Consider the following 25947-nt stretch of genomic DNA (forward strand, 5'->3'; position numbering starts at 1 on the left):
CGCCTTACCCGGCCTGCAAACAAATAGTTATCCCTTCGCTTTGGCTTTTGCCAGCATCGCGCGAATGTTTGCCACGTTTGCCTGACCTTTATGCATACGCTCTTCAGCGGTAATGGCTTTACGCTCCTGCTCCCAGATTAGATCGTCCTGTGGCAACTCCAGCAGAAAACGGCTCGGCTCCGGGCGCACCAGCTCACCATACTGGCGTCGCTCTTTGCACAGCGTAAACGTCAGCTCTTTCTGCGCACGGGTGATCCCCACGTAGGCCAGACGGCGTTCTTCGTCGACGTTATCTTCATCAATGCTGCTCTGGTGCGGCAATAGGCCCTCTTCCATCCCCACCAGATAGACATATGGGAACTCCAGACCTTTCGAGGCATGTAACGTCATCAGCTGAACCTGATCGGCCTCTTCTTCGCTTTCGCCGCGCTCCATCATATCGCGTAGCGTGAAGCGGGTGACCACCTGCGTCAGGGTCATGGGCTCGTCAATCTCAGAACCTTCAAGCATTTCGGTCATCCAGCTGAAAAGCTGGTTAACGTTTTTCATGCGCATCTCTGCCGCTTTCGGGCTGGCAGAGGTTTCATACAGCCATGATTCATAATCAATGCCGTGGATCAGATCGCGTACTGCCGCCACAGGCTCGCGCTCAGCCAGACGCTGCACCTCACTCAGCCAGTGGGTAAAGCGGGTTAAGGCGTCATAGCCGCGCCCGGTCAGAGTCTGGTTCAGCCCCATATCGAAGCTGGCGCTGAACAGGCTTTTATTGCGGGTCATCGCCCATTCGCCCAGCTTTTGCAGCGTCGCAGAGCCAATCTCGCGTTTCGGTGTATTCACGATGCGCAGGAAAGCGCTGTCGTCATCCGGATTGGTCAGCACGCGCAGATAGGCCAGCAGATCCTTAATTTCCGGACGCGAAAAGAACGACGTACCGCCGGAAATTTTGTAGGGAATACGGTTCTGCATGAGCATCTTTTCAAAGACGCGCGACTGGTGATTACCGCGATAAAGGATCGCGTAATCCTTGTATTCGGTTTTGTTGACGAAGTGATGGGCAATCAGCTCACCCGTTACGCGCTCTGCTTCGTGCTCTTCGTTGTTGGCGCTGAGTACTTTCAGCTCGGTACCGTAACCCAGTTCAGAGAACAGACGCTTCTCAAAAACGTGCGGGTTATTGGCAATCAAAATGTTCGCTGCCTTCAGGATGCGCCCGGAAGAACGATAGTTCTGCTCCAGTTTAATCACCTGCAACGCCGGGAAGTCTTTGCTCAGCAGCACCAGGTTTTGCGGACGTGCGCCGCGCCAGGAGTAAATGGACTGATCGTCATCGCCAACGACGGTAAAGCGCGCACGCTGCCCGACCAGCAGCTTTACCAGCTCATACTGGCTGGTGTTGGTATCCTGGTATTCATCCACCAGCAGGTAGCGAATTTTGTTCTGCCAGCGCTCGCGCACCTCTTCATTCCGCTGAAGCAGCAGCGTCGGCAGCAGGATCAGGTCGTCGAAATCCAGTACGTTGCAGGCTTTCATGTGCGCATCGTACAGACCGTAGCAGTGGGCAAAGATACGATCGCGCTCGCCTTTGGCACTCGCCGCTGCCTGGGCCGGCGTCATGAGATCGTTTTTCCAGTTCGAGATCGTCGAGATCAGCTGTTGCAACAGCACTTTGTCATCTTCGATCAGCCCTTCCGTCAGCTCTTTAAGCAACGCCACCTGGTCGGTGTCATCGAAGAGCGAAAAGTTGGACTTCATGCCCAGCGCCGCGTATTCACGCTTAATGATATCCAGGCCCAGCGTGTGGAAAGTGGAGATCATCAGCCCGCGCGCCTCTTTACGGCCCAGGGTCTGGCCGACGCGCTCTTTCATCTCACGCGCCGCTTTGTTGGTAAAGGTGACTGCCGCGATATGGCGCGCCTGGTAGCCACAACCCCGAATGAGGTGGGCAATTTTGTTGGTGATCACGCGTGTTTTACCGGATCCCGCTCCCGCCAGCACCAGGCAGGGTCCGGTGACGAATTCGACAGCTTGTTGTTGTCCGGGGTTTAAACGCATAAATGATCGCTCAATGAAAGTCGGGAGAGGAGGAAAAACGCGTGGTAGTATACCGATCGTAAACTAGTCGACTCAAGGCACGATCATGGCAAAAACAGCAGCAGCACTGCATATCCTTGTTAAAGAAGAGAAACTGGCACTGGATCTGCTCGAACAAATTAAAAATGGCGCCGACTTCGGCAAACTGGCGAAGAAACACTCGATTTGCCCGTCAGGCAAACGCGGCGGTGACTTAGGCGAGTTCCGCCAGGGCCAGATGGTCCCGGCGTTTGATAAAGTGGTTTTCTCCTGCCCGGTGCTGGAGCCAACCGGCCCACTGCATACGCAGTTCGGCTACCACATTATCAAAGTGTTATACCGCAACTAATCAAAAGCCCGGTGCATTGACTCACCGGGCTTTTTTATTTAAATGGGTCTGCGTTCAGATGCCGTCGCCGAATTCGAAGGTGTGGTGAATACCGTTGAAATGCTGATCCATATCCATCGACGGTTTATCGCTGTCTGGCTTACCGACGATGCGCGCCGGGACGCCAGCAGCGGTGGTGTGCGGCGGTACAGGCTGGAGGACAACCGACCCCGCGCCAATCTTCGCGCCACGCCCAACTTCGATATTGCCAAGGATTTTGGCACCCGCGCCAATCATGACCCCTTCGCGAATTTTCGGATGGCGATCGCCGCTGGTTTTACCGGTACCGCCCAGCGTAACGGATTGCAGGATCGACACATCATCTTCGATCACCGCCGTCTCACCGACGACAATGCCAGTGGCATGATCGAGCATGATCCCGCGGCCAATTTTCGCCGCCGGGTGAATATCGACCTGGAAGGACACGGAAACCTGGTTTTGCAGGAAGATGGCCAGCGCGCGGCGTCCCTCATTCCATAACCAGTGACCGATGCGGTACGCCTGTAAAGCGTGGAAACCTTTAAGATACAGCAGCGGCGTAGAGTATTTATCCACCGCCGGGTCACGGGTGCGCACTGCCTGAATATCGCAGGCGGCAGAAGCAATCATTTCCGGATCGGCGGCGTAGGCCTCTTCCACCACCTCGCGAATGGCGATAGCAGGCATGATAGGGGAAGCCAGTTTATTGGCGAGCATATAGCTCAGGGCGCTGCCGAGATTTTCGTGCTTGAGTAGCGTCGCGTGATAGAAACTGGCCAGCATAGGCTCACAGTCGGCCAAAGCTCGGGCTTCGGCTTTAATATTATTCCAGACGATATCCAGTTCTTCACACGGCATTGCTTGCTCCAGACGATAGTTAATGACCAGCCAGTTCTGCGCTGGCTGGGTCATTCAGGTGACGATACTTCCCGGCTAATTGCTGCTGCGCTCGTCCTTGCGCGCACGACCTAATAAGGTCAATGCTGCCTCGCGCGCATTTTTTCCGCAATACAATACCTGATAAATTTCCTCGGTTATTGGCATTTCGACACCGAAACGATGCGCCAATTCGCGAACTTCTTTGGTATTGCGATAGCCTTCAACCACCTGACCAATCTTCTCCTGCGCGCTTTTTACATCGCTACCCTGTCCGAGCATCATGCCAAAGCGGCGGTTACGCGACTGGTTGTCGGTACAGGTAAGCACCAGATCGCCCAGCCCAGCCATTCCCATAAAGGTGGCCGGATCGGCGCCCAGCGCTTCGCCCAGGCGGGACATTTCAGTCAGGCCCCTGGTGATCAACGCTGTACGCGCATTCGCTCCAAAACCGATGCCATCAGACATCCCGGCCCCGATGGCAATGACATTCTTCACTGCACCGCCCAGCTGTACGCCGATAAAATCAGGATTGCTGTACACACGGAAGCTTTTGCCGCAGTGCAGCAGTTGCTGAAGATCGTCGGAAAATGCCTGGTCAGTGGACGCCAGCGAGATCGCCGTCGGCAAACCCGCAGCCAGCTCTTTGGCAAAGGTCGGCCCGGAGATCACCGCCAGCGGGATCTCCGTTCCCAGCGCTTCGCGGGCAACGTCCTGCAACAGACGTCCTGTTTCCGCTTCCAGTCCCTTCGTCGCCCACACAATACGCGCATCCGCACGCATCAGCGGCTTAATCTGACGCAAAACTTCGCCAAACACATGGCTCGGCACCACAATCAGAATATTGCGGCTGGCCGCCAGCGCGGTCGCGAGGTCGCTTTCCAGATAGAGAGAATCAGGGAACGGAACGTCCGGGAGAAACGCCACGTTGCAGCGGTCGTGTTGCAACGTCGCGATATGTTTTGGATCGTGGCCCCACAGGACCACGTCGTGACCATTTCTTGCCAGCGTGATGGCAAGAGCGGTGCCGTAAGAGCCGGCACCGATCACAGTCATTGACGCATTAACAGTGCTCATCAGGCATCCTGATGTTGTTCGGCACCTTCGCCAGCCTGCTGCTGTAAATAGTTCATGAACAGCGCATCAAAGTTGACTGGCGCAAGGTTCAGTTGCGGGAATGTACCGCGAGAAACCAGGCTGGTGATGCATTCACGCGCATACGGGAACAGGATGTTCGGGCAGTATGCACCCAGGCAATGCGCCATCTGGTTGCCTTCGATGCCGCCGATGGAGAAGATACCGCCCTGCTGTACTTCGCACAGGAATGCAGTTTCTTCGCCCAGAGAGGCGGTCACGGTGACACGCAGTACGACTTCATACACGTCATCCGCCAGCTGGGTGGATGCGGTATCCAGATCAAGTTTAACCTCTGGCTGCCAGTCTTTCTGGAAAACATGCGGCGCGTTTGGCGCTTCGAAAGAGACATCCTTGGTGTAGATGCGCTGGATCTGGAAAGTCATTTCGGTGTTGTTTTGTTCTGACATGGAAAAACCCTTTTTAATTGTCCTAAAGTCTCTAGCTCAGCAGCGGATCGAGTCCACCGCGGGCGTCGAGCGCATACAAGTCATCACAGCCGCCAATGTGCTGCGCATCAATAAAAATCTGTGGAACCGTTGTGCGACCACTGCGTTGGATCATCTCTTCGCGTTTAATCGCGTCACCATCGATAGGCAGTTCCTTGAACGTTACGCCTTTGCTGGACAGCAGCGCTTTCGCTCGGTGGCAGAACGGACACGTTGCTTTGGTGTAGATCTCAATATTGGCCATCACTTAACTCCTTATTTGCCGCGCACTAAAGGAAGATTCTCCCCGCTCCAGCCGGAGATGCCTTCTTTCAGCACCGTTACGTTTTCAAAGCCTGCTTTATGCAGTGCGTTGGCAGATTCCTGCGCCTGCATGCCAGTGCCGTCAACAACGATAATCGGCTGGGCTTTATGCTTCTCCAGCTCACCAATGTTGTTCGCTTTGATTTCCGCTGGCAGCAGGTTGATAGCACCTGCAATGTGGCCCTTGCGGAAATCGTCGCGCTGACGCAGATCAACCACAACGGCGTCCTCTTTGTTGATCAGACGTGTCGCTTCACCGCGGGTGATCACCTTAATTTTAGACGTCAGTCCCTTAAATGTGGTGAACAGTACAGCGACCAGCAGGCCAATCCACGCGATGCTCAGAACCGGGTGGCGGCTAACGAATTGCATAATTTCTTGCATGGGGGGTAACAACTCCCGACTAAGTGATTAAAAAAACCAGGACAGGAGTATACCTGTGCGCTGTGGCAAATACAGCCAGCGACATAAAGCTAATCTATTTTCTGCGGCATGCCACGAAAAAAAAGCCTCAAAATGGCCCGAGAACGGCCTTGCCTCCACGCTTTCTTTGATCTTCTGCGGCTATTTTATCGATTCAGCTGTAGTAAAATTACGCAAATTTTTTGTCTCTTGAGCATGAGGTTGTCGCAATGTCGGTTTCTAAAAAACCTATGGTACTGGTGATTCTTGATGGCTATGGCTATCGCGAAGATCAACAGGATAACGCCATTTTCAACGCCAAAACCCCGGTGATGGACGCGCTTTGGGCAAAACGTCCCCACACTCTGATTGATGCGTCTGGCCTGGAAGTGGGTCTGCCGGATCGTCAGATGGGCAACTCTGAAGTGGGTCACGTAAACCTGGGCGCGGGCCGTATCGTTTATCAGGACCTGACGCGCCTGGACGTTGAAATCAAAGAACGTACATTCTTTGCCAACCCAACGCTCACCGAGGCCGTTGATAAAGCCGTTGCCGCAGGCAAGGCCGTTCACATTATGGGCCTGCTCTCTGCGGGCGGCGTTCACAGCCACGAAGATCACATCATGGCGATGGTAGAACTGGCCGCCGAGCGTGGTGCAGAAAAAATCTATCTGCACGCCTTCCTGGATGGTCGCGATACGCCGCCACGCAGCGCAAAAGGTTCTCTGGAAGCGTTTGAAGATAAATTTGCCGCACTGGGCAAAGGCCGCGTGGCGTCCATCATTGGCCGTTATTATGCCATGGACCGCGACAACCGCTGGGACCGCGTTGAGCAAGCCTATGATCTGCTGACCCTGGCAAAAGGCGAGTTCCAGTTCGCGACTGCCGTTGAAGCTCTGGAAGCGGCTTATGCCCGTGATGAAAACGATGAATTCGTGAAAGCGACCGTGATTCGCGCAGAAGGCCAGGCCGATGCTGCCATGGAAGATGGCGATGCGCTGATCTTCATGAACTTCCGTGCTGACCGCGCGCGCGAAATCACCCGCGCCTTCGTTAACAGCGATTTCGACGGTTTCGCCCGTAAGAAAGTGGCGAAGATCGATTTCATCCAGTTGACAGAATATGCAGCGGATATCAAAGCCCCATGCGCTTATCCACCCGCTTCCCTGGAAAATACTTTCGGCGAATGGATGGCGAAAAATGATAAGACCCAGCTGCGCATCTCCGAAACTGAAAAGTATGCGCACGTGACCTTCTTCTTTAACGGTGGCGTAGAAGATCCGTTTAAAGGCGAAGACCGTATCCTGATTAACTCACCGAAAGTCGCCACTTACGATCTCCAGCCAGAAATGAGCTCTGCGGAGCTGACCGAAAAACTGGTGGCCGCGATCGAAAGCGGTAAATATGACACCATCATCTGTAACTATCCAAATGGCGACATGGTGGGTCACACCGGCGTGATGGAAGCAGCCGTTAAAGCGGTTGAAGCGCTGGACCACTGCGTAGATCGGGTTGCGAAAGCCGTTGAATCCGTGGGAGGCCAGCTGCTGATCACCGCCGACCACGGTAACGCAGAACAGATGCGTGACCCGGCAACCGGTCAGGCGCATACCGCTCATACCAACCTGCCTGTTCCACTGATTTATGTGGGTGATAAATCAGTGAAAGCAGTAGAAGGCGGCAAGCTTTCCGACATCGCGCCAACCATGTTGTCGCTAATGGGTATGGAAATCCCTGAAGAGATGACTGGCAAGCCGCTGTTCATCGTGGAATAATCGCTCCCCATGAGGGGAAAGGCGATTTTTTCAATCACATGGGTCGTGAAACCGCTTCGGTTATCAGTCAGACCTCTGCTTTGCGCCAGCGCACTCAGCGCTGGCGTATTGCTGTGCGCCGCATCCGCCCATGCAGATGACCGCGATCAGCTTAAATCCATTCAGGCCGATATCGCCGCCAAAGAGCGTGCGGTACGTCAACAGCAACAGCAGCGCGCCACCCTGCTAGCCCAGCTTAAAAAGCAGGAAGAGGCTATCTCCGCCGCCGCGCGTAAGCTGCGTGAAACCCAAAACACCCTTGCCCAGCTCAATAAGCAAATCGATGAAATGAACGCGTCGATTGCGAAACTGGAGCGTCAGCGCGACGCGCAGGAGCGCAACCTCGCGGCACAGCTTGATGCTGCTTTCCGCCAGGGTGAACACACCGGCCTTCAGCTAATCCTCAGCGGTGAAGAGAGCCAGCGTGGCCAGCGTTTGCAAGCCTATTTTGGCTATCTTAACCAGGCCCGTCAGGAGACCATTGCGCAGCTGAAGCAGACGCGCGAAGAAGTCACCACGCAAAAAGCTGCGCTGGAAGAGAAGCAGAGCCAGCAGCAAACGTTGCTCTACGATCAGCAGGCGCAGCAGGAAAAGCTTGAGCAGGCGCGCAATGAGCGTAAGAAGACGCTCGCCGGGCTGGAGTCCTCCATCCAGGCAGGACAAAGCCAGCTGAGCGAAATGCGCGCCAACGAATCCAGACTACGTAACAGTATTGCCCGGGCGGAAGCCGCGGCCAAAGCGCGCGCCGAAAAAGAAGCGCGCGAAGCGCAGGCGGTGCGTAATAAGCAGCAGGAAGCCTCCCGGAAAGGCACCACCTACAAACCGACTGAAAATGAACGTTCCCTGATGTCGCGAACCGGCGGCCTCGGTTCCCCACGCGGTCAGGCATACTGGCCCGTTCGCGGTACGATCCTGCATCGCTATGGCGAACAGTTGCAGGGTGAGCTACGTTGGAAGGGGATCGTGATCGGTGCGTCTGAAGGTAGCGAAGTGAAAGCCATCGCCGATGGCCGCGTGATCCTGGCCGACTGGCTACAGGGTTATGGGCTCGTGGTGGTGGTTGAACACGGTAAAGGCGACATGAGTCTTTACGGTTACAACCAGAGCGCGCTGGTCAGCGTCGGCACTCAGGTGCGCGCGGGTCAACCCATTGCCCTTGTGGGCAGCAGTGGCGGTCAGGGCCGCCCGTCACTCTATTTCGAAATTCGTCGTCAGGGTCAGGCGGTCAATCCACAGCCGTGGTTGGGAAGATAAGTTTTGCTTCAATTTCGTCGAAGAGTTTTTTCCGTGGTCAGCGCACTGGCGCTGGCTGCGCCGGTTTATGCAGGCAAACTCGCCATTGTGATTGATGATTTCGGTTATCGACCACACTATGAAAATCAGGTGCTGGCGATGCCGTCAGCCATCTCTGTTGCCGTCCTGCCTAATGCACCTCACGCGCATGAAATGGCGACCAAAGCTCACAATAGCGGCCATCAGGTGCTCATCCATCTGCCGATGGCCCCCCTCAGCAAGCAGCCTCTGGAAAAAGATACCCTGCGCCCGGACATGAGCAGCGACGAGATCGATCGCATTATTCGCGATGCGTATAATAAAGTGCCGTATGCTGTGGGCCTGAATAACCATATGGGCAGCGCGATGACCTCCAGCCTGTACGGTATGCTGAAGGTGATGCAGGCGCTGGAGCGTTACAATCTCTATTTCCTCGACAGCATGACCATTGGCAACAGCCAGGCGATGCGTGCCGCTCAGGGTACGGGGGTGAAGGTCATCAAGCGCAAAGTATTCCTGGACGACGTCCAGAACGAAGCGGATATCCGCGTACAGTTCAACCGTGCGGTACAGCTGGCGCGCCGTAACGGTTCGGCAATTGCCATCGGGCACCCGCATCCGTCTACCGTTCGCGTTTTGCAGCAAATGTTGCCGGGCTTACCCGCCGATATCACGCTGGTGCGCCCGAGCGATCTGCTCAACGAACCTCAGGTGGATACCTCTCGTCCGGGTAGTGCGCAACCGCCCGCAACGCAGCCGCGTAACCCGTTCCGCGGCGTGAAGAACTGCACGCTGAAACAGCCGCCTGAACCGGTGCATGCCACCCGCTTCTTCACGGTAATCGGCGAAAGCGTAAGCCAGAGTACGCTGGTGCAATACTTCCAGCACCAGTGGCAGGGCTGGGGAAAAAAATCAGCAGCGAGCCAATCCCAGTGACAGGCGATTAAGGTAGAAAGATGCCGCAACGACACAAAATTCTTCTCCTCGATACCGGTAAAGAGTGGGGAGGAGGCACCAACAGCATGCTCGAACTTCTGAAGCGTATTAACCGAGAGAAGTTTGATATTACCTGTTGTTTTTATAGTGACTATAGCCGGGCGGAGGGACAAACCATCGGTCAGGTGTTGAACAGCATTGGCATCCCCTTAATTGTCATTCCTCAGCGTAAACAGCCCGCATGGGCGAAGATTGCCAAAGAGCTAGGCCGCAGCCTGCTGTTTTTCTCGCGCAGCGCCCGGAAGGCGTTTACCCGACATATTGATACGCTGTGGCGCATTCGCCCCAACGTCAGCAAGATCGAAACCATTTTTAGAGACGGTGGTTTCGATACGCTGTACATGAACAACCAGCCGGGCTCTAACGAAGAGGGTTACCTGGCGGGCGCAAACCTGCATGCGCGGATTATTCAGCACTGTCGGATTGAACCAGTGCTAACCCCGCCGCTGGTGAAGCTGGTGAATGACCATGCCACAAAAATCATCGCCGTCTCGCACGGCGTTGAGCGCGTGTTACTTCAGCATGGCGTCCGGCCAGCGCTGTGTACCACGGTCAACAATGCCATCGACATCCATCAGCCTTTGCCCGACCGACGCGCCATGCGCCAGCGCCTGAACATTGATGATGAAACGTTTGTATTCGGCAGCATTGGCTCATTGATCCCTCGCAAAGCCAACCATCACACGCTGGAAGCGCTGGCCCAGTTCAACCAGAAGCATCCTCAGGCAAAATGGAAGATGGTGCTGGTCGGTGAAGGGGGTGAGCGCGGCGCGCTGGCGGCACAGGCTGATGCGCTGGGTATTGCAGAACACGTGATTTTTACCGGTTTCCAGAATACGCCGTTTGACTATCTTGCCACCTTCGACGCGTTTATTCTGGCCTCGCAGAGCGAAGGCTTGCCCCGCGTCGTGCTGGAAGCGATGCTGCTGAACATCCCCGTCATCGGCTCAAAGGTGACCGGCACGGCTGAGTTGATCGATCATGGGACGACCGGGCTGCTATTCCCCTGGAGCGATGTGTCGCAACTTGCTCAACATCTGGATAATATCTGGCAGGATCCTGCTCTGCGTGCCCGGCTCGCCGCGGCTGCGCATCAGAATGTCTGCAACGTGTATGCCATTGAAAGCTATGTTAACGGTGTCGAGGCCGTTCTTGGCGCGCAATAACCAAACGAGAAGAACATGTTTAAATTCCTGAATGCTCGCTACCGCCACATTACCGGGCGTCATAACATTCCTTACGCTTCCCTTCCGGTCACGCGCGATCTCGTTGCGGTTGATTCCATTGTGATCCCTTGTACGGGCGCGGATTTCGTCGAAGAAGCGTTATTGTCCGCGACCTTTGCTGAGCGTTACGCCACCGACGTCAGCGAGATTGTGATTGTCAGCGATCAGCCTGAATCCGCTTTCGGAAAGCTGCCGCCGAAAACCCGCGTAGTGACCCTCGACCTGCCAAAACGTGAAGAAGGTTATCGCTACAAGCAGATCTACCTCAGTCGTCTGGTGAAGCTTAACGCTCCGCTTCAGGCGCGCGGTGAAGGGGTTTTGATGATCGATTCCGATCTCAATCTGCTGAAGATGCCAGAGATCAACATGGCCGAAATGCACATCTACTCCAGCTTCCGCCAGGGCAAAATGATTGCCAAGCTGGACGGCGCGCCAGCGGAGAAAGTACCGGCCTATTACAAAGAGACGGTGCGTCCGTATCTGGTTGATCATGTTAACGGTGCATTTCTTGCAGCCACTAAAAAGACCTGGCGCCGAATCTGCCCGCTGTGGCTCACGCTGTTCCAGGATACCTGGGAGCTCATGGATGACACGCAGCCGCCGACCGATCAGCTGCCGCTCGCTGCGCTGCTGGACATGCTGGATTTAAAAACGGTTAACCTGGGCGACTGGATGAACTGGCCGGTGTCCAAGAAGATTGGCGGACAGGAAGCCGTTGTGCCGAAAGAGGTGATTGGTGCGCACGGTGGTTTCCCGCTCTCAGAATGGCAAAAGTATCTCGAATCACCTGACAACAAACTGTTGTTCAAGGGGCAGGACTATACCCGCAAGGTGCGCTACCTGACGGACGAAGAGAAAAAGAATCAGTAAAAAAAGGGGCCGCTGGCCCCTTTTTGATTACTTATCCCAGCTCAGGATCACTTTCCCTGACTGGCCAGAACGCATCGCGTCGAAGCCCTGCTGGAACTCATCGATGGAGAAACGGTGAGTGATAATCGGGGACAGATCCAGGCCGGACTGGATCAGCGCTGCCATCTTGTACCAGGTTTCGAACATCTCACGGCCATAGATGCCCTTGATGAACAGCCCCTTGAAGATGACTTTGTTCCAGTCGATGGACATATCTGACGGCGGAATGCCCAGCATCGCGATACGGCCACCGTGGTTCATGGTGTCGAGCATGGTGCGGAACGCCGGTGGCGCGCCGGACATCTCCAGACCCACGTCAAAGCCTTCGGTCATACCCAGCTCTTCCATCACGTCGGTCAGGCTCTCTTTGGAGACATCCACCGCGCGGGTAACGCCCATTTTGCGCGCCAGCGACAGGCGGTATTCGTTCACGTCGGTGATCACAACGTTGCGCGCGCCCACGTGCTTCGCCACGGCTGCCGCCATAATGCCGATAGGGCCTGCGCCGGAGACCAGCACGTCTTCACCCACCAGGTCGAAGGAGAGCGCGGTGTGTACCGCGTTGCCGAACGGGTCGAAGATAGAGGCCAGATCGTCAGAGATATTGTCCGGGATTTTGAACGCGTTAAACGCCGGGATCACCAGGTATTCCGCGAAGCAGCCCGGACGGTTCACGCCCACGCCGACGGTGTTGCGGCACAGGTGCGTGCGCCCACCGCGGCAGTTGCGGCAGTGGCCGCAGGTAATATGGCCTTCGCCGGAAACGCGATCGCCAATCTTGAAGCCTTTAACTTCCTGACCAATGCCAACCACTTCACCCACATACTCGTGACCGACAACCATCGGTACCGGAATGGTTTTCTGCGACCACTGGTCCCAGTTGTAGATGTGAACGTCAGTACCGCAGATGGCGGTTTTACGAATTTTGATCAGCAGATCGTTATGACCGACTTCCGGCTCCGGCACGTCGGTCATCCAAATCCCTTCTTCCGCTTTCAGTTTGGATAACGCTTTCATCACACGTCCTCAGGCAATGACGCCCAGCTGTTTGCCAATGCGGGTAAAGGCTTCCACCGCACGTTCAATTTGTTCAGGCGAATGCGCCGCAGACATCTGGGTGCGGATACGCGCCTGACCTTTTGGTACTACCGGGAAGAAGAACCCGGTCACGTAAATCCCTTCTTTCTGAAGCTCACGAGCAAATTTCTGCGCGACAACCGCGTCGCCCAGCATCACAGGGATAATGGCGTGATCGGCACCGGCCAGGGTAAACCCTGCGGCACTCATTTTTTCACGGAACAGGCGGGCGTTAGACCACAAGCGGTCGCGCAGCTCGGCGCCGGATTCCACCATCTCCAGCACCTTGATGGAGGCGGCTACAATCGCCGGTGCCAGGGAGTTGGAGAACAGATACGGGCGGGAACGCTGTCGCAGCCACTCCACCACCTCTTTACGCGCGGCGGTATAACCACCGGACGCGCCGCCGAGCGCTTTGCCCAGCGTACCGGTGATGATGTCCACGCGGCCCATTACGTCGCAGTATTCGTGGGAGCCACGACCGTTTTCGCCGACAAAACCGACCGCGTGAGAGTCATCCACCATCACCAGCGCGTCGTATTTATCCGCCAGGTCACAGACGCCCTTCAGGTTGGCGATCACGCCGTCCATGGAGAACACGCCGTCGGTGGCAATCAGCACGTGGCGAGCACCGGCTTCACGGGCCTCTTTCAGGCGTGCTTCCAGCTCGACCATATCGTTGTTGGCATAACGGAAGCGCTTCGCTTTACACAGGCGCACGCCGTCAATAATGGAAGCGTGGTTCAGGGCGTCGGAGATAATCGCATCTTCTGCGCCGAGCAGGGTCTCAAACAAACCGCCGTTGGCGTCGAAGCAGGAGGAATAGAGAATCGCGTCTTCCATTCCGAGGAAGCTCGCCAGCTTCTGCTCGAGCTGCTTGTGGCTGTCCTGGGTGCCGCAGATAAAGCGCACGGAGGCCATGCCGAAACCGTGGGTATCCATGCCGCTTTTTGCAGCGGCAATCAGCTCGGGGTGATTCGCCAGACCTAAGTAGTTGTTCGCACAAAAGTTGATCACATGGCTGCCGTCGGCAACGGTGATGTCCGCCTGCTGGGCAGACGTGATAATACGCTCTTCTTTGAACAACCCTTCCGCACGTGCGGTGTCGAGGTCGCTGTTTAACTGTTTGTAAAAATCACCACGCATTGCAATTCTCCAGACTCGGCAAATTTTGGCACATATTACCCAAACCTATAGTTCATGACGAGATGACGCAGTATCTCTTCTCGTTTTTGCAGCATAAATCACGTGTAACCCTGCTGCATATCGGTGAATGGCTGAAGGGTCGCCATACTAATGATATGATATGAATATTAGCGTCCGGGATTGTCCCCGGTCTCCACACTTCAAAGGTTACAGTTATGATCATCGTTACCGGCGGCGCGGGCTTTATCGGCAGCAACATTATCAAGGCCCTCAATGACAAAGGCATCACCGACATCCTGGTGGTGGACAACCTGAAAGACGGCACCAAGTTCGTTAACCTGGTGGATCTGAATATTGCCGACTACATGGATAAAGAAGACTTTCTTATCCAGATTATGGCGGGTGAAGAGTTCGGCGAGATCGAGGCCATCTTCCACGAAGGTGCGTGTTCTTCCACCACCGAGTGGGACGGCAAGTACATGATGGACAACAACTATCAGTACTCCAAAGAGATCCTGCACTACTGTCTGGAGCGTGAAATCCCGTTCCTGTACGCCTCTTCTGCGGCAACCTATGGTGGCCGCACCTCTGATTTCATCGAATCCCGCGAGTACGAGCAGCCGCTGAACGTCTATGGCTACTCCAAATTCCTGTTTGATGAGTACGTGCGTCAGATCCTGCCAGAAGCGAATTCCCAGATTGTCGGCTTCCGCTACTTCAACGTCTACGGGCCGCGCGAAGGCCACAAAGGCAGCATGGCGAGCGTGGCGTTCCACCTGAATACCCAGCTGAATAACGGCGAAAGCCCGAAACTGTTTGAAGGCAGCGACGGGTTTAAACGTGACTTCGTCTACGTAGGCGACGTGGCGGCCGTGAACCTGTGGTTCCTGGAAAATGGCGTGTCCGGCATTTTCAACCTGGGCACAGGCCGCGCGGAATCCTTCCAGGCGGTGGCAGACGCGACGCTGGCGTATCATAAGAAAGGCAGCATCGAGTACATTCCGTTCCCGGATAAGCTGAAAGGCCGCTACCAGGCATTCACTCAGGCGGATCTGACTAACCTGCGCGCCGCAGGCTATGACAAGCCGTTCAAGACCGTTGCCGAAGGCGTAACGGAATATATGGCCTGGCTGAACCGCGACGCGTAAGGCAAGTAACCGATGAGAATACTGGTGATCGGCCCGTCATGGGTGGGCGACATGATGATGTCGCAAAGTCTCTATCGCACGCTCAAGGCGCGTTATCCCCAGGCGATAATCGACGTGATGGCACCCGCATGGTGCCGTCCGCTGTTATCGCGCATGCCGGAAGTGAACGAGGCGATCCCGATGCCGCTTGGCCACGGAGCGCTGGAAATCGGCGAGCGCCGCAAACTCGGCCATAGCTTGCGCGAGAAGCGCTATGACCGCGCGTACGTGCTGCCTAACTCCTTCAAATCCGCCCTCGTGCCCTTCTTTGCGGGCATCCCGCACCGTACCGGCTGGCGCGGTGAGATGCGCTACGGCCTGCTGAACGACGCGCGGGTGCTGGATAAAGAGGCCTGGCCACTTATGGTGGAGCGCTACGTGGCGCTGGCCTACGACAAAGGCGTGATGCGCAGCGCGAAAGACCTGCCGCAGCCACTGCTGTGGCCGCAGCTTCAGGTCAGCGACGGGGAGAAATCCCACACCTGCAACACATTTGGCATTTCGTCTGAACGCCCGATGATTGGTTTTTGTCCTGGCGCGGAGTTTGGCCCGGCCAAACGCTGGCCGCACTATCACTATGCAGAGCTGGCGAAACAGCTTATCGACGAAGGCTATCAAATTGTGCTGTTTGGCTCGGCGAAAGACCACGAGGCGGGCAACGAAATTCTCGCCGCACTGAGCAACGAACAGCAGGCATGGTGTCGCAACCTGGCCGGGGAAACGCAGCTCGAACAGGCGGTTATCCTTATTGCTGCCTGTAAAGCCGTGGTGACGAACGACTCCGGTTTAATGCACGTCGCCGCCGCGCTGGATCGTCCCCTGGTTGCGCTGTATGGCCCAAGCAGCCCTGACTTTACGCCGCCGCTGTCGCACAAGGCGCGCGTGATCCGTTTAATCACCGGATACCACAAGGTGCGCAAAGGTGATGTCGCAGAAGGCTATCATCAGAGCCTGATCGACATCACGCCGCAGCGCGTCCTTGAAGAACTCAACGCACTGCTGTTGAGCGAAGAAGGATAACGGATGCGGGTATTGATCGTTAAAACCTCCTCAATGGGTGATGTTCTGCATACGCTGCCGTCGCTGACGGACGCCATGCGGGCCATTCCCGGCATCCGTTTTGACTGGGTGGTGGAAGAAGGCTTCGCGCAGATCCCCACCTGGCATGAAGCGGTTGATCGCGTGATCCCGGTGGCCATTCGCCGCTGGCGCAAAGCGTGGTTTTCTGAGCCGATTAAAGCCGAACGCAAAGCCTTCCGCGAGGCGGTGCAGGCACAGCGTTATGATGCGATTATAGACGCCCAGGGGCTGGTGAAAAGCGCCGCGCTGGTCACGCGTCTGGCGCACGGCGTAAAGCACGGCATGGACTGGCAAACCGCCCGCGAACCGCTGGCGAGCCTGTTCTATAACCGTCGACACCATATTGCGAAGCAACAGCACGCCGTGGAGCGCACCCGCGAGCTGTTCGCGAAAAGCCTGGGCTATGCAAAACCTGAAGCCCAGGGTGACTACGCTATTGCACAGCATTTTTTGCGCGAGACGGAGGAGCATGCCGAGCCGTATCTGGTGTTCCTGCATGCCACAACGCGCGACGATAAGCACTGGCCGGAAACGCACTGGAGAAGACTGATTGAACTAATGCAACCTTGCGGTATCCATATTAAACTCCCGTGGGGCGCAGAACATGAGCGGCAGCGTGCGGAACGCCTGGCAGCAGGCTTTTCCCATGTCGAGGTGTTACCCAAACTCACGCTGGCGCAAGTCGCCGCACAGCTGGCGGGCGCGAACGCCGTCGTTTCTGTGGATACAGGGTTAAGTCATTTAACCGCCGCACTGGATCGGCCTAATATCACGATTTTCGGCCCGACCGATCCGGGATTGATCGGGGGTTACGGTAAAAACCAGCATCAGATGGTCAGCCCTACGCAACAAACGAAGGATATTAGCGCAGATGCTATTTTTTCATTTTTACAGGGCAGCCATCGGCTTTCCAACAGGGATATTTAACCCATGAGTTATGTATTTCTGCTGATTTTACTCTTTCCGGTGAAACTCATCCGGAAGCTGTTTCGAAAGGACACGGGCAAGAACCTTGTCATTCAGACAGCCAAAATCGGTGACTTTATTAATGCGACGCCTCTTCTGGCCTGGCTGCAAAAAAGCGATGTGTTGATCAGTCGCAGCGTTGGCGCGCTGGCGAAGCATGATGAGACTATTGAGCAGATCTATTTTATTGAGCAGCATAAGCGCAACCTGTGGCGTAAACTGTGCTTCGCGTGCAGGATCATGAACCGCTACGACAACGTTTATCTGCTACAGCCCAATAGCGTCAACCTCTTTTTTGCCGCCGTCTGCAATGCCAAAAACAAACAATTTTTAAGCATTTACACGCGCAGGTGGTATCACGGGATTTTCTATCTCGCGGCCGACGGTACCGTTGAGCATGGCAAAAAAACGCTTTCGGTGACGAACTACCTGAAACTGGCCGACCGCTCGCTCACGTGGCAAGACTCTCCCAAGCACGCCACAAAGCCACTCTTCAAGCCGACGACCTGGCCGGCCATTCTTGATAAACCTGACGTTGTCCGCATCGGCATCAGTATTGCGGCGGGCAATAAAGCCAAAACCGTCCCTCCGGTTATCTGGAAGCGGATTGTTGATCAACTCGCTGATTTACCCTGCGAGTTTTATGTCTTCGGCGCGCCAAACGAACAGTCCTGGATGGACGATATCACCCGTCTTTACGGTGAAATCCCTAATTTTATTAATCTTATTGGCAAAATTTCGCTGGAAGAGGTTCCCTGGGCGATTTCTAAGATGGACTGCTATATCGCGTCTGACTCGGGGAATGTCTACATCGCAGACGCCGTCGGCGTGCCGGTGGTCCTGCTGTTTGGACCGTGTTGTCACTACGAACAGCGTCCGCTTGGCAATGTAATGCTGATCGGGAATGACGACAATATTTGTTCTTATGTGTTTGAAACGCGCTATTACTTCCCGCAAGAACGGGAAGCACTTTTCTCTGTCACTGACTCCGCTTTACACGATCTTCAGCAGTTTATCCGTACATTACCAAAAGCCCGCTTACTGGCTAGCGCTACCGACGCTCAAGGAAACTAATTTTTATGGCTTTTTTAAGCGTCATTATTGCTGCGCATAACGCTGAAGCTACGCTGCACGCCACGCTTTCGAGCCTGCTGGCAGCAACCGATCAAGACACGGAAATTATTATTTTTAATGACAGTTCTGAGGATGCCACGCAGGCAATAATTGAAGAGTGGTTGCCTAAATTTCCTCAGGTCATAACTCGTACTGTGAACTTTCGTAACGTCGGTCGGGTACGGAACAGTGCTGTCGCACTGGCATCGGGTGAGTATATTACGATGCTCGATAGTGACGATTGCTTAAAGCCAGGCAGCCTCAGGGATGCAATGACCTTCCTGAAAGCACAACGTCCGGATATGTTACTGACACGTTTGCTTGAGATCCGCGATCCCAGGAAAATAACTTCAGACTGGCAGGGATTTAACCCTGTGCCCTTGACACAGAGTGAAGCAGTCGCGCGTTTCTTACGCCATAAAGACTTTCAGGCACATCTCATTGGCCAGTTTATTCATCGCAGCCTGTACGAGAATAACCCTATTCCTCCGATGTCATGTTATGAGGATTTCGCCGTATTCCCCAGAATGCTGATGCAATCGAGCAAAATAGTCTATCAACGCCAGGGACATTATTATTACATCAAGCGTCGCGACAGCTTGTCGAGCAGTCTGGACGCCAGTAAAATCTCGACGCTTGTCGAATGCACGTTACAGATGGAAAGCACGTTTCCGTCCAGCTACAAGCATCTCGTCAATTGCCACTGGTTTGATATCTACCGCAATCATCGCTCCTGTCTTACAGACCAACAATTGCAACTCGTGAAACAACGCGTAAAGGCCATGTATACATTGTCTTTTTTCCTGTCAACCGATGTACGTTTTAGCTACAAAAAAAGGGTTATTGAGGCGTTATGGAAAAAATAAAACCACGGCTATATCAACTGACGATCGCTTTGAGCCTCATCTCTTTGATGCTGGCATTAGTCAGTTCAGGGAAGCAAAGAGAGTTTTTCTATATTGCTATTTACGTCAGTATTATTGGCCTGGCTTTCGAATATAAAAAAATCACTCTGCGACCTTTTACTATAGCGCTGCCCATTCTGCTGATTGGATTACTTAACCTCGGCTGGTACTTAACCTATGAGTATCATAACGAGGGCCTCAACCTTTACAGTGACTACCTCGGTGCCAGCAAAAAGTTAATTTTAGCGAGCATCCTGATTTTCTATATAGATCGCTTTAAGTTTTACATCGACAAAGACACCTTCAAAAAACTTTTCTTTTTCGCAACGGCCTTAGGGTTTGTGCTCGCTACTGGATATGGCTTGTGGCAGGCCTCGCAAGGTATGACTCGCGTTGAGATGGCAATTAACCGTGCCACCGTTTCAGCCTATGTTTATTCTGTCCTGTCACTGGCTTTCGTATACAGTCTTTACCTTCAGCGGAAGGTGAAGCTGTATGTTGTCGCGGGTTTCACTGTATTAATCTCTTACTTCGTCATACTGTTGACGGGTACCCGTGCAGCGATGGGTTTATATCTGCTTCTGGCGATTGTGCTCACGCTGTATCATTTCAGAAGAATTCATCTTAAATCAGCCCTCATCTTTTTATGCATTGTTGCAGGCGTTGTAATCGTTAGCTACAAGCCATTGATTTCGCCGAAAATAAAACAAACCCAACGTGAGGTTGAACGTTATCAACAAGGCTATGACCGCACGTCACTTGGCGCACGTTTTTCGATGTGGACTGTCGGGATCGAGAATGGTCTTGCGCATCCGTTAGGGCAATCGCTGGAACAGCGTGAAGCCTGGACGCGACACTATATTAAAGACGGACATCCCCACCTTAGCAGCGCGCTGGAATACATCAAAGTCCACCTGCATAATGAATTTATTGAGAAATACTCTTTGCAGGGGATCCCCGGCGTGGTGGTAATGCTCTTTTTCTTCATTTCGATGATTGTGTATGCCCTACGAAACAGAAACGCACTGCTGCTGACGTCGATGCTTCTGTTGCTTTTGTATGGACTGACGGATGTCATACTGCTCAGTTCAGAAGCTTTAATCTTCTTTATGATTTTGTTTGCGTTAAGTACACCTTTCTCACAAACAAAGCAGCAATAACAAATATGCCCGCCTGGCGGGCATAACTATTTTTTGTACTGGTAAAACTCCGCCAACGTCATCCCCACGGTCTTATCGGCTAACCAGGTAAAGAGCTGTTCCAGATCCTGATATAGCCCCTCAATCGCTGCCTCGTCTTTAAAAGTAGGGCTCCCGCCTGGCATGAATTCTGACGAGTGAAGCATGAACTCCACGTAGTCATTTCCCTGAGACAGGCACTGCTGCGCCACCTTAATCATCTCCGGCGCATTGCCTCCTGACGGGCGTAACCAGTTAACTGACGGAGAACGGTATTTACCGCGCAGACGATCATAACCTTGCTTCAGGGAATTCAGCCATGCCGGGTGTTTATACTGGATGCTCATCGGCACTTCGAGTAACGGGCTGTTTCCCGGCCGGGAAATGTCGTCTACGTCCAAAAAGTAGGCGCGTTCGGGAAAATGCTGATAATTCGTTCCGCCATTACCCTGCGGAGCGCCTTTTGCATTGCGCCAGTTCACGCGCGGCGTAACGGAACAATCTACCTGATAACCCAGCTCAATCAGCAATTGGGCGTAACGGCTGTCGAATGCCCAGCGCCCGGCGCGGTGGCTGAGCATTTTTGTCTGGAAAGTCTCTTCCAGTAAGCGGGTCATAAAGAGCACTTTCTCACGCATGACCTCGTCTGAGAACTCAATCAGATAAGGCTGCCAGCGCCAGTCATCACCGGTAAGATCGTGCTCCGGAGGGCTGTTCCAGGCATGGAGATGCATTCCCACCTCACCCTGGCCGCGGGCGATTACCTCTTTAGCGAACTCAATAAATACCGGTTCGACGGCCATCTCGTAGTTCGTCAACCAGACGGGCTTAAAGCCGAAACGTTCACAAAGCGCCTGGAACCGCGCCAGATAGCGCGCGTTTTCCGTTTTGATCACCCGGTGGTTCTGCCAGAGATTATCCCCTTCGGTATCGATCGTGATGATAAACGCTGGTTTTTTCATAATGAGTCCGCAAGACAAAATAGTTAGCGCTATGTTACGCACGCCCGAAAGCCTGAGTAAACCCTTCCAGGGAAATTCCTGACATTATGGAGAAAGAGTGCAAGTCGTTATCAGGTCTATTAGAATTGCCAATAGTACAACGCCGATAAGATGATGATGAATAACTTACCCGACACGCCTGATTTGCGCATTTTACTGATCAAACTTCGCCATCATGGTGACATGTTACTCACCACCCCCGTCATCAATTCATTACGCCAGAAATGGCCTGAAGCCCAAATCGATGTGCTTCTCTATGAAGAGACGCGAGACATGCTCGCCGCGCATCCGGCAATCGGGACGATCTATGGTATCGATCGTAAATGGAAGCAGTTGGGGACGCTGAAGCACCTGCAAAAAGAGTGGCAGTTGCTTCGTGCTTTACGCGCTCAGCATTATCATCTGGTGATCAATCTTGCCGATCAGTGGCGCAGCGCGATTGTTACCCGCTTCACCGGCGCACCGGTTCGGCTCGGGTTCGCTTTTAACAAGCGCAATAATCTCTTCTGGCGTTTTTGCCATAATGAACGTGTCTCTGTCACCCGTCATCAGTCGCTGCACACCGTTGAACAGAATCTCTCCATACTTTCAGCGCTGCCGGTAATGGCCAACCCTACCGTGACCATGGCTTACAGCGCGGATGACTGGCATCACGCTCACCAAAAGCTGACGCAAAAGGGCGTGGGAGAACGCTACATCGTGATTCAACCCACTTCACGCTGGTTCTTTAAGTGCTGGGACGAAGGCAAAATGGCGCAAACTATCGCCGCGTTGCAGCAGGACGGCCATACCATCGTCCTTACGGCGGGACCGGATAAAAAAGAGCTGGCGATGATTGACCGCATTCTTGCCGCCTCCCCGCAGACGGGTGTTGTATCGCTGGCAGGACAGTTAACCCTGCGCCAGCTGGCCTCGCTAATCGATCACGCGATCCTGTTCATCGGCGTTGACTCCGTCCCCATGCACATGGCCGCCGCCCTTCAGACGCCCTGCGTGGCGCTGTTTGGCCCGTCAAAATTGACGTTCTGGTCGCCATGGCAGGTTAACGGCGAGGTCGTCTGGGCAGGTAACTACGGCCCGCTTCCCAACCCTGACGCCATTGATACAAAAACGACGGAACGTTATCTCGACGCCATCCCCGTTGATGCTGTCGTCTCCGCCGCAAGGAGATACCTGCAATGAAGCTTCATCGTCTGGCCATTGTGCGCCAAAAATATCGTCCGGATGGAGGAGCAGAACGTTTTGTCTCCAGGGCCCTTACCGCGCTGAGCAATCAAAATCTTGAGCTCAACGTCATCACCCGCGAGTGGCAGGGCGAAAAGCAGGACGACTGGCATATTCATATTTGCGATCCACGAAAGTGGGGGCGTATCAGCCGTGAGCGCGGCTTTGCACACGCCGCGCGCGCGCTGTGGCAGCAACAGCAGTTTGATATTGTCCAGAGCCACGAACGTATTCCGGGCTGCGATATTTACCGCGCCGGGGACGGTGTACATCGACGCTGGCTGCTACAGCGTACGCGTATTCTTCCCGCCTGGCGCGCGAAGCTGCTTATGCACGATCGCTATCACCGCTACGTGATGAACGCAGAACGTGAAATGTACCAGGCACCCGAGTTGAAAGCCGTTATCTGTAATGCGGAGATGATCAAGCGCGAAATCGTCGAAGACTTTGATATTGACGCAAAAAAGATACATGTGATTTATAATTCAATAGATTCCAGCCGCTTCGTTCCGGCAGAAGAGAGACAGCGCGCTGTACTACGTCAGCAATTTGGCTTACCCGCTGATGCCGTCATTTTCTGCTTCGTGGGTTCAGGATTTGAACGCAAGGGGCTGGCAAGCGCTATTCGGGCTATAGCAGGAACCTCGGCGTGGCTGGTTGTGGTCGGTCAGGATAAAGCGGAAAGCCGTTATCGCGACCTCGCCCGTTCATTAGGCTGTGAGGGGCAAATCCGTTTCCTGGGGATGCAAAAAGAGACGCTGCCATTTTATCAGCTTTCTGATGGTTTACTGCTGCCGACGCTGTATGATCCTTTCCCTAACGTCATACTTGAAGCAATGGCCTGTGGATTGCCCGTCATTACGTCAGAGAGTTGCGGTGGTTCAGAATTTATTGAGCAAGGTCAGAACGGGTTTTACTGTGATGCACTTGATATCCACACATTGAAGGAGGCCGTGATGTCCATCCCTTCACTGGAAAAAAATAACACTATGGGGCTTGCGGCGCGTGAACGCGTCAGAGAAGCAACCCCTGAAAAACTATCAAGTCAGCTTATTTCGCTTTATCAAAAATTACTGGATTAATAATGCGCATCCTAATGATTATTGATGGTTTACCCGGTGGGGGAGCCGAAAAAACGGTTCTCACCCTCTCCAGCGGACTGACAGAACTGGGGCATCAGGTCACCCTTTTCTCCTTACGGAAGGTGTGCGACTACGCCATTCCGGAAGGCATCGATTTTCAGATTGTGCAGGATACCTGTAAAAAACCCTGGCGGAAGGTGACCGAGATCCCGCGTCGCGCCCGTTTGCTGGATCGCGCCATCAAGCAGGCAGAACGCAGCGGTAAATTTGACGTCGTCTTCTCGCATCTGCATAAAACCGACCGTATCGTGGCGCACAGCCGCGTGCTGGATCGGGATAAGGTCTGGTTCTGCGTACACGGGATGTTCTCCTTCTCCTATTTACGTCATCGCACAGGGCTTTCTCGCTGGTTTAAGCATTATAAAATTCGTCATACCTATGAAAACCGCAACGTGGTGGCGGTATCCGGCGCCGTGCTGCACGATCTCGCTGAAGTACTTGCTATCCCCCTGCGGCGCAAGGCGGTTATCCATAACCCCTTTGATATTCCAGAAATTCAGCGCCTGGCGGAAGCGCCTTTTGAGATGCAGGGGCAGGATTACATCATCCACGTTGGCCGTTTTCATGAACACAAACGTCACGACCGGCTGCTGCGGGCATTCGCGCTGAGCAAGATCGATGCATCACTGGTGTTGATGGGCAAAGGTTCTGACGCGAAAATAGACCAGCTCAAACAGCTTGCCGCTAAGCTGGGAATTGAAAACAAGATCGTCTTCCGCCCGTTCGAAACCAATCCCTACCCATGGATCAAAGGGGCACGGCTTTTAGTGTTAAGTTCTGACTGCGAAGGTTTTGGTAATGTACTGGTAGAGTCCATTATCTGTCAGACCCCACCGGTGAGTACAAACTGCCCTGGCGGCCCGGCTGAGATCCTTACTGGCCCCCTGGCGCGTGGTCTGACCGCGTTAACCGACGAATCCCTGGCGAAAACACTGGCAGAACTGTATGCCTCTCCGCCGGTTGTTGATCGTGAAACGATCGCATCGTTCGGTATCAACGCCATTTGCCAGCAATACATTGCTTTGGTCGACAACCAAAAATAATCAGGTTTCATATGCAAAATTCAGCGCCTTTATTAAGCGTGGTGGTTGCCGTTTATAACGGTGAAGCTTTTCTCGATCAGTTCTTTACCTGCCTTATAAATCAACATATCGACAGTATGGAAGTCATCATCGTGAATGACGGCTCCACCGATCGTTCTATGCAGATTGTCGAAAAATGGCGCGCAAAGCTGCCACAGATGCAGGTTATTGAACAACCTAATCAGGGCGTGTCCATCGCGCGTAATACCGGCCTGGCCGTTGCGACCGGTCAATATCTCTCTTTCCCGGATATTGATGATGTCTTCAAACCCGGCATGTATCAGCGTCTGCTGGATATGGCCGTCACGCAGAACCTGGATGTCGCCACCTGCAATGGCAACTACGTCTGGGAAAATAACAAAAAACCGTCTCGCCCTATCTTCCCTGAAGATAAGCTCGCCTCAACGGGCGTCATGAATGGCGCAGCATGGTTAAAAAAGGCGCTGGATTCACGTAAGTTCCTGCATGTGACCTGGCTGAATATCTATCGTCACGAATTTATTCGTCAGCACGGCTTCCGTTTCGAGCCAGGCCTGCGCCATCAGGATATCCCGTGGACTACCGAGGTGCTGCTTGCCGCGGAACGCGTTCAGTACACCAGCGAACGCTTTTACGACTACTACATACACTCCGCCTCGGTATCGCACACCCCGGATAATGACGACACGCTAATTCGCTCCGCGCGTCATTACATGAAGATCCTGAAGATGCTTGATGCCATTAACCAGCGTTACCCGGATAAAGTGAAAAATATCCCTGCATGCCACTGGCAAATCGCCAAAGAGGGCCTGGGAATTATTCATACCTTCGACAACATGAAGGATGAGGCGAAGAAATCAATGATAATCAAAGAGTTCTTCGACACCGGGATCTGGACGCTCATCTGGAAAAGTGCCAAAAGCCCGCGTTTGCGCTGGCGCCTGGGCCGACGCTACTTCCGTTTAAAACGGTATCTGGCATAAGAGATAGCTTTAGCACGCTTAAATGCTTAGAATTTCCCGGCCGAAACTAAAAAAACGGATAATCGC

Annotated in this window: 25 protein-coding genes; 16 read left to right on the forward strand and 9 right to left on the reverse strand. The window is 54.0% G+C overall.

Going from position 1 to position 25947, the window contains the following annotated elements:
* Nucleotides 1-27: 27 nt before the first annotated feature.
* Entirely contained in the window at nt 28-2052 is a 2025-nt protein-coding gene (rep, locus tag G6Q29_RS15985) for a DNA helicase Rep (protein ID WP_165466385.1), read from the reverse strand.
* Nucleotides 2053-2137: 85 nt separating this feature from the next.
* Between rep and ppiC the strand changes: the two genes are divergently transcribed.
* Complete coding sequence (gene ppiC, locus G6Q29_RS15990) at nt 2138-2419, forward strand: peptidylprolyl isomerase PpiC (protein WP_001140251.1); 282 nt, start codon at nt 2138-2140, stop codon at nt 2417-2419.
* A gap of 54 nt (nt 2420-2473) precedes the next feature.
* Here ppiC and cysE read toward each other — a convergent pair whose 3' ends face one another.
* The 5 genes from cysE to G6Q29_RS16015 form a co-directional block, all read right to left on the reverse strand.
* On the reverse strand, nt 2474-3295 hold the full coding sequence (gene cysE / locus G6Q29_RS15995; protein WP_165466501.1) for a serine O-acetyltransferase: 822 nt from the start codon (nt 3293-3295) through the stop codon (nt 2474-2476).
* A 75-nt stretch (nt 3296-3370) separates the two neighbouring features.
* Entirely contained in the window at nt 3371-4390 is a 1020-nt protein-coding gene (gene gpsA, locus G6Q29_RS16000; protein WP_165466386.1) for an NAD(P)H-dependent glycerol-3-phosphate dehydrogenase, read from the reverse strand.
* Nucleotides 4390-4857 (reverse strand): protein-export chaperone SecB, encoded by a 468-nt coding sequence (gene secB, locus G6Q29_RS16005; RefSeq protein WP_003860835.1) that lies wholly within the window; start codon nt 4855-4857, stop codon nt 4390-4392. The genes gpsA and secB overlap by 1 nt, the downstream gene beginning before the upstream one ends.
* A 31-nt stretch (nt 4858-4888) precedes the next feature.
* Nucleotides 4889-5140, reverse strand: a complete 252-nt coding sequence (gene grxC, locus G6Q29_RS16010) for a glutaredoxin 3 (protein ID WP_003860837.1) — start codon at nt 5138-5140, stop codon at nt 4889-4891.
* Between the two features lie 11 nt (nt 5141-5151).
* Nucleotides 5152-5583, reverse strand: coding sequence for a rhodanese-like domain-containing protein (locus G6Q29_RS16015; RefSeq protein ID WP_003860840.1), 432 nt, complete (start codon nt 5581-5583; stop codon nt 5152-5154).
* A gap of 248 nt (nt 5584-5831) precedes the next feature.
* Here G6Q29_RS16015 and gpmM point away from each other — a divergent pair, with 248 nt between their 5' ends.
* From gpmM to G6Q29_RS16040, 5 genes are read left to right on the forward strand one after another with little or no spacing between them, the layout of a single operon-like run.
* Complete coding sequence (gene gpmM, locus G6Q29_RS16020; RefSeq protein WP_165466387.1) at nt 5832-7376, forward strand: 2,3-bisphosphoglycerate-independent phosphoglycerate mutase; 1545 nt, start codon at nt 5832-5834, stop codon at nt 7374-7376.
* 33 nt (nt 7377-7409) lie between these two features.
* Complete coding sequence (envC, locus tag G6Q29_RS16025) at nt 7410-8669, forward strand: murein hydrolase activator EnvC (protein ID WP_242637226.1); 1260 nt, start codon at nt 7410-7412, stop codon at nt 8667-8669.
* Nucleotides 8670-8672: 3 nt separating this feature from the next.
* Nucleotides 8673-9623 (forward strand): divergent polysaccharide deacetylase family protein, encoded by a 951-nt coding sequence (locus G6Q29_RS16030; protein WP_165466389.1) that lies wholly within the window; start codon nt 8673-8675, stop codon nt 9621-9623.
* 20 nt (nt 9624-9643) lie between these two features.
* Nucleotides 9644-10849, forward strand: a complete 1206-nt coding sequence (locus G6Q29_RS16035; protein WP_165466390.1) for a glycosyltransferase — start codon at nt 9644-9646, stop codon at nt 10847-10849.
* A 15-nt stretch (nt 10850-10864) separates the two neighbouring features.
* Entirely contained in the window at nt 10865-11779 is a 915-nt protein-coding gene (locus tag G6Q29_RS16040; protein WP_165466391.1) for a hypothetical protein, read from the forward strand.
* Between the two features lie 27 nt (nt 11780-11806).
* On the opposite strand, the gene tdh is transcribed toward G6Q29_RS16040, so the two are convergent.
* Nucleotides 11807-12835 carry an L-threonine 3-dehydrogenase gene (tdh, locus tag G6Q29_RS16045; protein WP_042717745.1) on the reverse strand — a complete coding sequence of 343 codons (1029 nt, stop codon included), beginning with the start codon at nt 12833-12835 and terminating at the stop codon, nt 11807-11809.
* Nucleotides 12836-12844: 9 nt separating this feature from the next.
* Nucleotides 12845-14041, reverse strand: coding sequence for a glycine C-acetyltransferase (gene kbl / locus G6Q29_RS16050; protein WP_165466392.1), 1197 nt, complete (start codon nt 14039-14041; stop codon nt 12845-12847).
* 215 nt (nt 14042-14256) lie between these two features.
* Here kbl and rfaD point away from each other — a divergent pair, with 215 nt between their 5' ends.
* The 6 genes from rfaD to G6Q29_RS16080 are packed head-to-tail and all read left to right on the forward strand — an operon-like array spanning nt 14257 to nt 20452.
* The gene (gene rfaD / locus G6Q29_RS16055) at nt 14257-15189 is read left to right on the forward strand and encodes an ADP-glyceromanno-heptose 6-epimerase (protein ID WP_041911658.1); all 933 of its coding nucleotides are present in this window, start codon (nt 14257-14259) and stop codon (nt 15187-15189) included.
* Between the two features lie 12 nt (nt 15190-15201).
* Nucleotides 15202-16248: an ADP-heptose--LPS heptosyltransferase RfaF gene (gene rfaF, locus G6Q29_RS16060; RefSeq protein WP_165466393.1), complete on the forward strand. Its 1047-nt coding sequence runs from the start codon at nt 15202-15204 to the stop codon at nt 16246-16248.
* Nucleotides 16249-16251: 3 nt separating this feature from the next.
* Nucleotides 16252-17235 carry a lipopolysaccharide heptosyltransferase RfaC gene (rfaC, locus tag G6Q29_RS16065; protein WP_165466394.1) on the forward strand — a complete coding sequence of 328 codons (984 nt, stop codon included), beginning with the start codon at nt 16252-16254 and terminating at the stop codon, nt 17233-17235.
* A 3-nt stretch (nt 17236-17238) separates the two neighbouring features.
* Nucleotides 17239-18348 carry a glycosyltransferase family 9 protein gene (locus G6Q29_RS16070; RefSeq protein WP_165466395.1) on the forward strand — a complete coding sequence of 370 codons (1110 nt, stop codon included), beginning with the start codon at nt 17239-17241 and terminating at the stop codon, nt 18346-18348.
* A 5-nt stretch (nt 18349-18353) separates the two neighbouring features.
* Nucleotides 18354-19253, forward strand: coding sequence for a glycosyltransferase family 2 protein (locus G6Q29_RS16075; RefSeq protein ID WP_165466396.1), 900 nt, complete (start codon nt 18354-18356; stop codon nt 19251-19253).
* Nucleotides 19241-20452 (forward strand): O-antigen ligase family protein, encoded by a 1212-nt coding sequence (locus G6Q29_RS16080; protein ID WP_165466397.1) that lies wholly within the window; start codon nt 19241-19243, stop codon nt 20450-20452. The genes G6Q29_RS16075 and G6Q29_RS16080 overlap by 13 nt, the downstream gene beginning before the upstream one ends.
* 26 nt (nt 20453-20478) lie before the next feature.
* Here the strand turns inward: G6Q29_RS16080 and G6Q29_RS16085 are convergent, their stop codons facing one another.
* Nucleotides 20479-21432 (reverse strand): polysaccharide deacetylase family protein, encoded by a 954-nt coding sequence (locus tag G6Q29_RS16085; RefSeq protein WP_165466398.1) that lies wholly within the window; start codon nt 21430-21432, stop codon nt 20479-20481.
* A gap of 150 nt (nt 21433-21582) precedes the next feature.
* Between G6Q29_RS16085 and rfaQ the strand changes: the two genes are divergently transcribed.
* The 4 genes from rfaQ to G6Q29_RS16105 are packed head-to-tail and all read left to right on the forward strand — an operon-like array spanning nt 21583 to nt 25881.
* Nucleotides 21583-22653 carry a putative lipopolysaccharide heptosyltransferase III gene (gene rfaQ / locus G6Q29_RS16090; RefSeq protein WP_165466399.1) on the forward strand — a complete coding sequence of 357 codons (1071 nt, stop codon included), beginning with the start codon at nt 21583-21585 and terminating at the stop codon, nt 22651-22653.
* The gene (locus G6Q29_RS16095; protein ID WP_165466400.1) at nt 22650-23777 is read left to right on the forward strand and encodes a glycosyltransferase family 4 protein; all 1128 of its coding nucleotides are present in this window, start codon (nt 22650-22652) and stop codon (nt 23775-23777) included. The genes rfaQ and G6Q29_RS16095 overlap by 4 nt, the downstream gene beginning before the upstream one ends.
* A gap of 2 nt (nt 23778-23779) precedes the next feature.
* The gene (locus G6Q29_RS16100) at nt 23780-24880 is read left to right on the forward strand and encodes a glycosyltransferase (protein ID WP_165466401.1); all 1101 of its coding nucleotides are present in this window, start codon (nt 23780-23782) and stop codon (nt 24878-24880) included.
* 11 nt (nt 24881-24891) lie between these two features.
* The gene (locus G6Q29_RS16105; RefSeq protein WP_165466402.1) at nt 24892-25881 is read left to right on the forward strand and encodes a glycosyltransferase; all 990 of its coding nucleotides are present in this window, start codon (nt 24892-24894) and stop codon (nt 25879-25881) included.
* The last annotated feature ends 66 nt before the right edge of the window (nt 25882-25947 follow it).

Source organism: Enterobacter cloacae (assembly GCF_011078175.1).
GTDB classification, from domain to species: Bacteria; Pseudomonadota; Gammaproteobacteria; order Enterobacterales; family Enterobacteriaceae; genus Enterobacter; species Enterobacter cloacae_Q.

What these genes read in the sequence shown, in the direction of transcription:
- G6Q29_RS16040 (WP_165466391.1), top strand. Translation starts at nt 10,865, where the DNA reads ATGTTTAAATTCCTGAATGCTCGCTACCGCCACATTACCGGGCGTCAT.
- rep (WP_165466385.1), bottom strand. Translation starts at nt 2,052, where the DNA reads ATGCGTTTAAACCCCGGACAACAACAAGCTGTCGAATTCGTCACCGGA.
- G6Q29_RS16095 (WP_165466400.1), top strand. Translation starts at nt 22,650, where the DNA reads ATGAAGCTTCATCGTCTGGCCATTGTGCGCCAAAAATATCGTCCGGAT.
- G6Q29_RS16100 (WP_165466401.1), top strand. Translation starts at nt 23,780, where the DNA reads ATGCGCATCCTAATGATTATTGATGGTTTACCCGGTGGGGGAGCCGAA.
- G6Q29_RS16035 (WP_165466390.1), top strand. Translation starts at nt 9,644, where the DNA reads ATGCCGCAACGACACAAAATTCTTCTCCTCGATACCGGTAAAGAGTGG.
- G6Q29_RS16105 (WP_165466402.1), top strand. Translation starts at nt 24,892, where the DNA reads ATGCAAAATTCAGCGCCTTTATTAAGCGTGGTGGTTGCCGTTTATAAC.
- rfaD (WP_041911658.1), top strand. Translation starts at nt 14,257, where the DNA reads ATGATCATCGTTACCGGCGGCGCGGGCTTTATCGGCAGCAACATTATC.
- G6Q29_RS16075 (WP_165466396.1), top strand. Translation starts at nt 18,354, where the DNA reads ATGGCTTTTTTAAGCGTCATTATTGCTGCGCATAACGCTGAAGCTACG.
- kbl (WP_165466392.1), bottom strand. Translation starts at nt 14,041, where the DNA reads ATGCGTGGTGATTTTTACAAACAGTTAAACAGCGACCTCGACACCGCA.
- G6Q29_RS16080 (WP_165466397.1), top strand. Translation starts at nt 19,241, where the DNA reads ATGGAAAAAATAAAACCACGGCTATATCAACTGACGATCGCTTTGAGC.
- rfaQ (WP_165466399.1), top strand. Translation starts at nt 21,583, where the DNA reads ATGATGATGAATAACTTACCCGACACGCCTGATTTGCGCATTTTACTG.
- gpmM (WP_165466387.1), top strand. Translation starts at nt 5,832, where the DNA reads ATGTCGGTTTCTAAAAAACCTATGGTACTGGTGATTCTTGATGGCTAT.
- tdh (WP_042717745.1), bottom strand. Translation starts at nt 12,835, where the DNA reads ATGAAAGCGTTATCCAAACTGAAAGCGGAAGAAGGGATTTGGATGACC.
- G6Q29_RS16015 (WP_003860840.1), bottom strand. Translation starts at nt 5,583, where the DNA reads ATGCAAGAAATTATGCAATTCGTTAGCCGCCACCCGGTTCTGAGCATC.
- secB (WP_003860835.1), bottom strand. Translation starts at nt 4,857, where the DNA reads ATGTCAGAACAAAACAACACCGAAATGACTTTCCAGATCCAGCGCATC.
- rfaF (WP_165466393.1), top strand. Translation starts at nt 15,202, where the DNA reads ATGAGAATACTGGTGATCGGCCCGTCATGGGTGGGCGACATGATGATG.
- cysE (WP_165466501.1), bottom strand. Translation starts at nt 3,295, where the DNA reads ATGCCGTGTGAAGAACTGGATATCGTCTGGAATAATATTAAAGCCGAA.
- ppiC (WP_001140251.1), top strand. Translation starts at nt 2,138, where the DNA reads ATGGCAAAAACAGCAGCAGCACTGCATATCCTTGTTAAAGAAGAGAAA.
- G6Q29_RS16070 (WP_165466395.1), top strand. Translation starts at nt 17,239, where the DNA reads ATGAGTTATGTATTTCTGCTGATTTTACTCTTTCCGGTGAAACTCATC.
- gpsA (WP_165466386.1), bottom strand. Translation starts at nt 4,390, where the DNA reads ATGAGCACTGTTAATGCGTCAATGACTGTGATCGGTGCCGGCTCTTAC.
- grxC (WP_003860837.1), bottom strand. Translation starts at nt 5,140, where the DNA reads ATGGCCAATATTGAGATCTACACCAAAGCAACGTGTCCGTTCTGCCAC.
- rfaC (WP_165466394.1), top strand. Translation starts at nt 16,252, where the DNA reads ATGCGGGTATTGATCGTTAAAACCTCCTCAATGGGTGATGTTCTGCAT.
- G6Q29_RS16085 (WP_165466398.1), bottom strand. Translation starts at nt 21,432, where the DNA reads ATGAAAAAACCAGCGTTTATCATCACGATCGATACCGAAGGGGATAAT.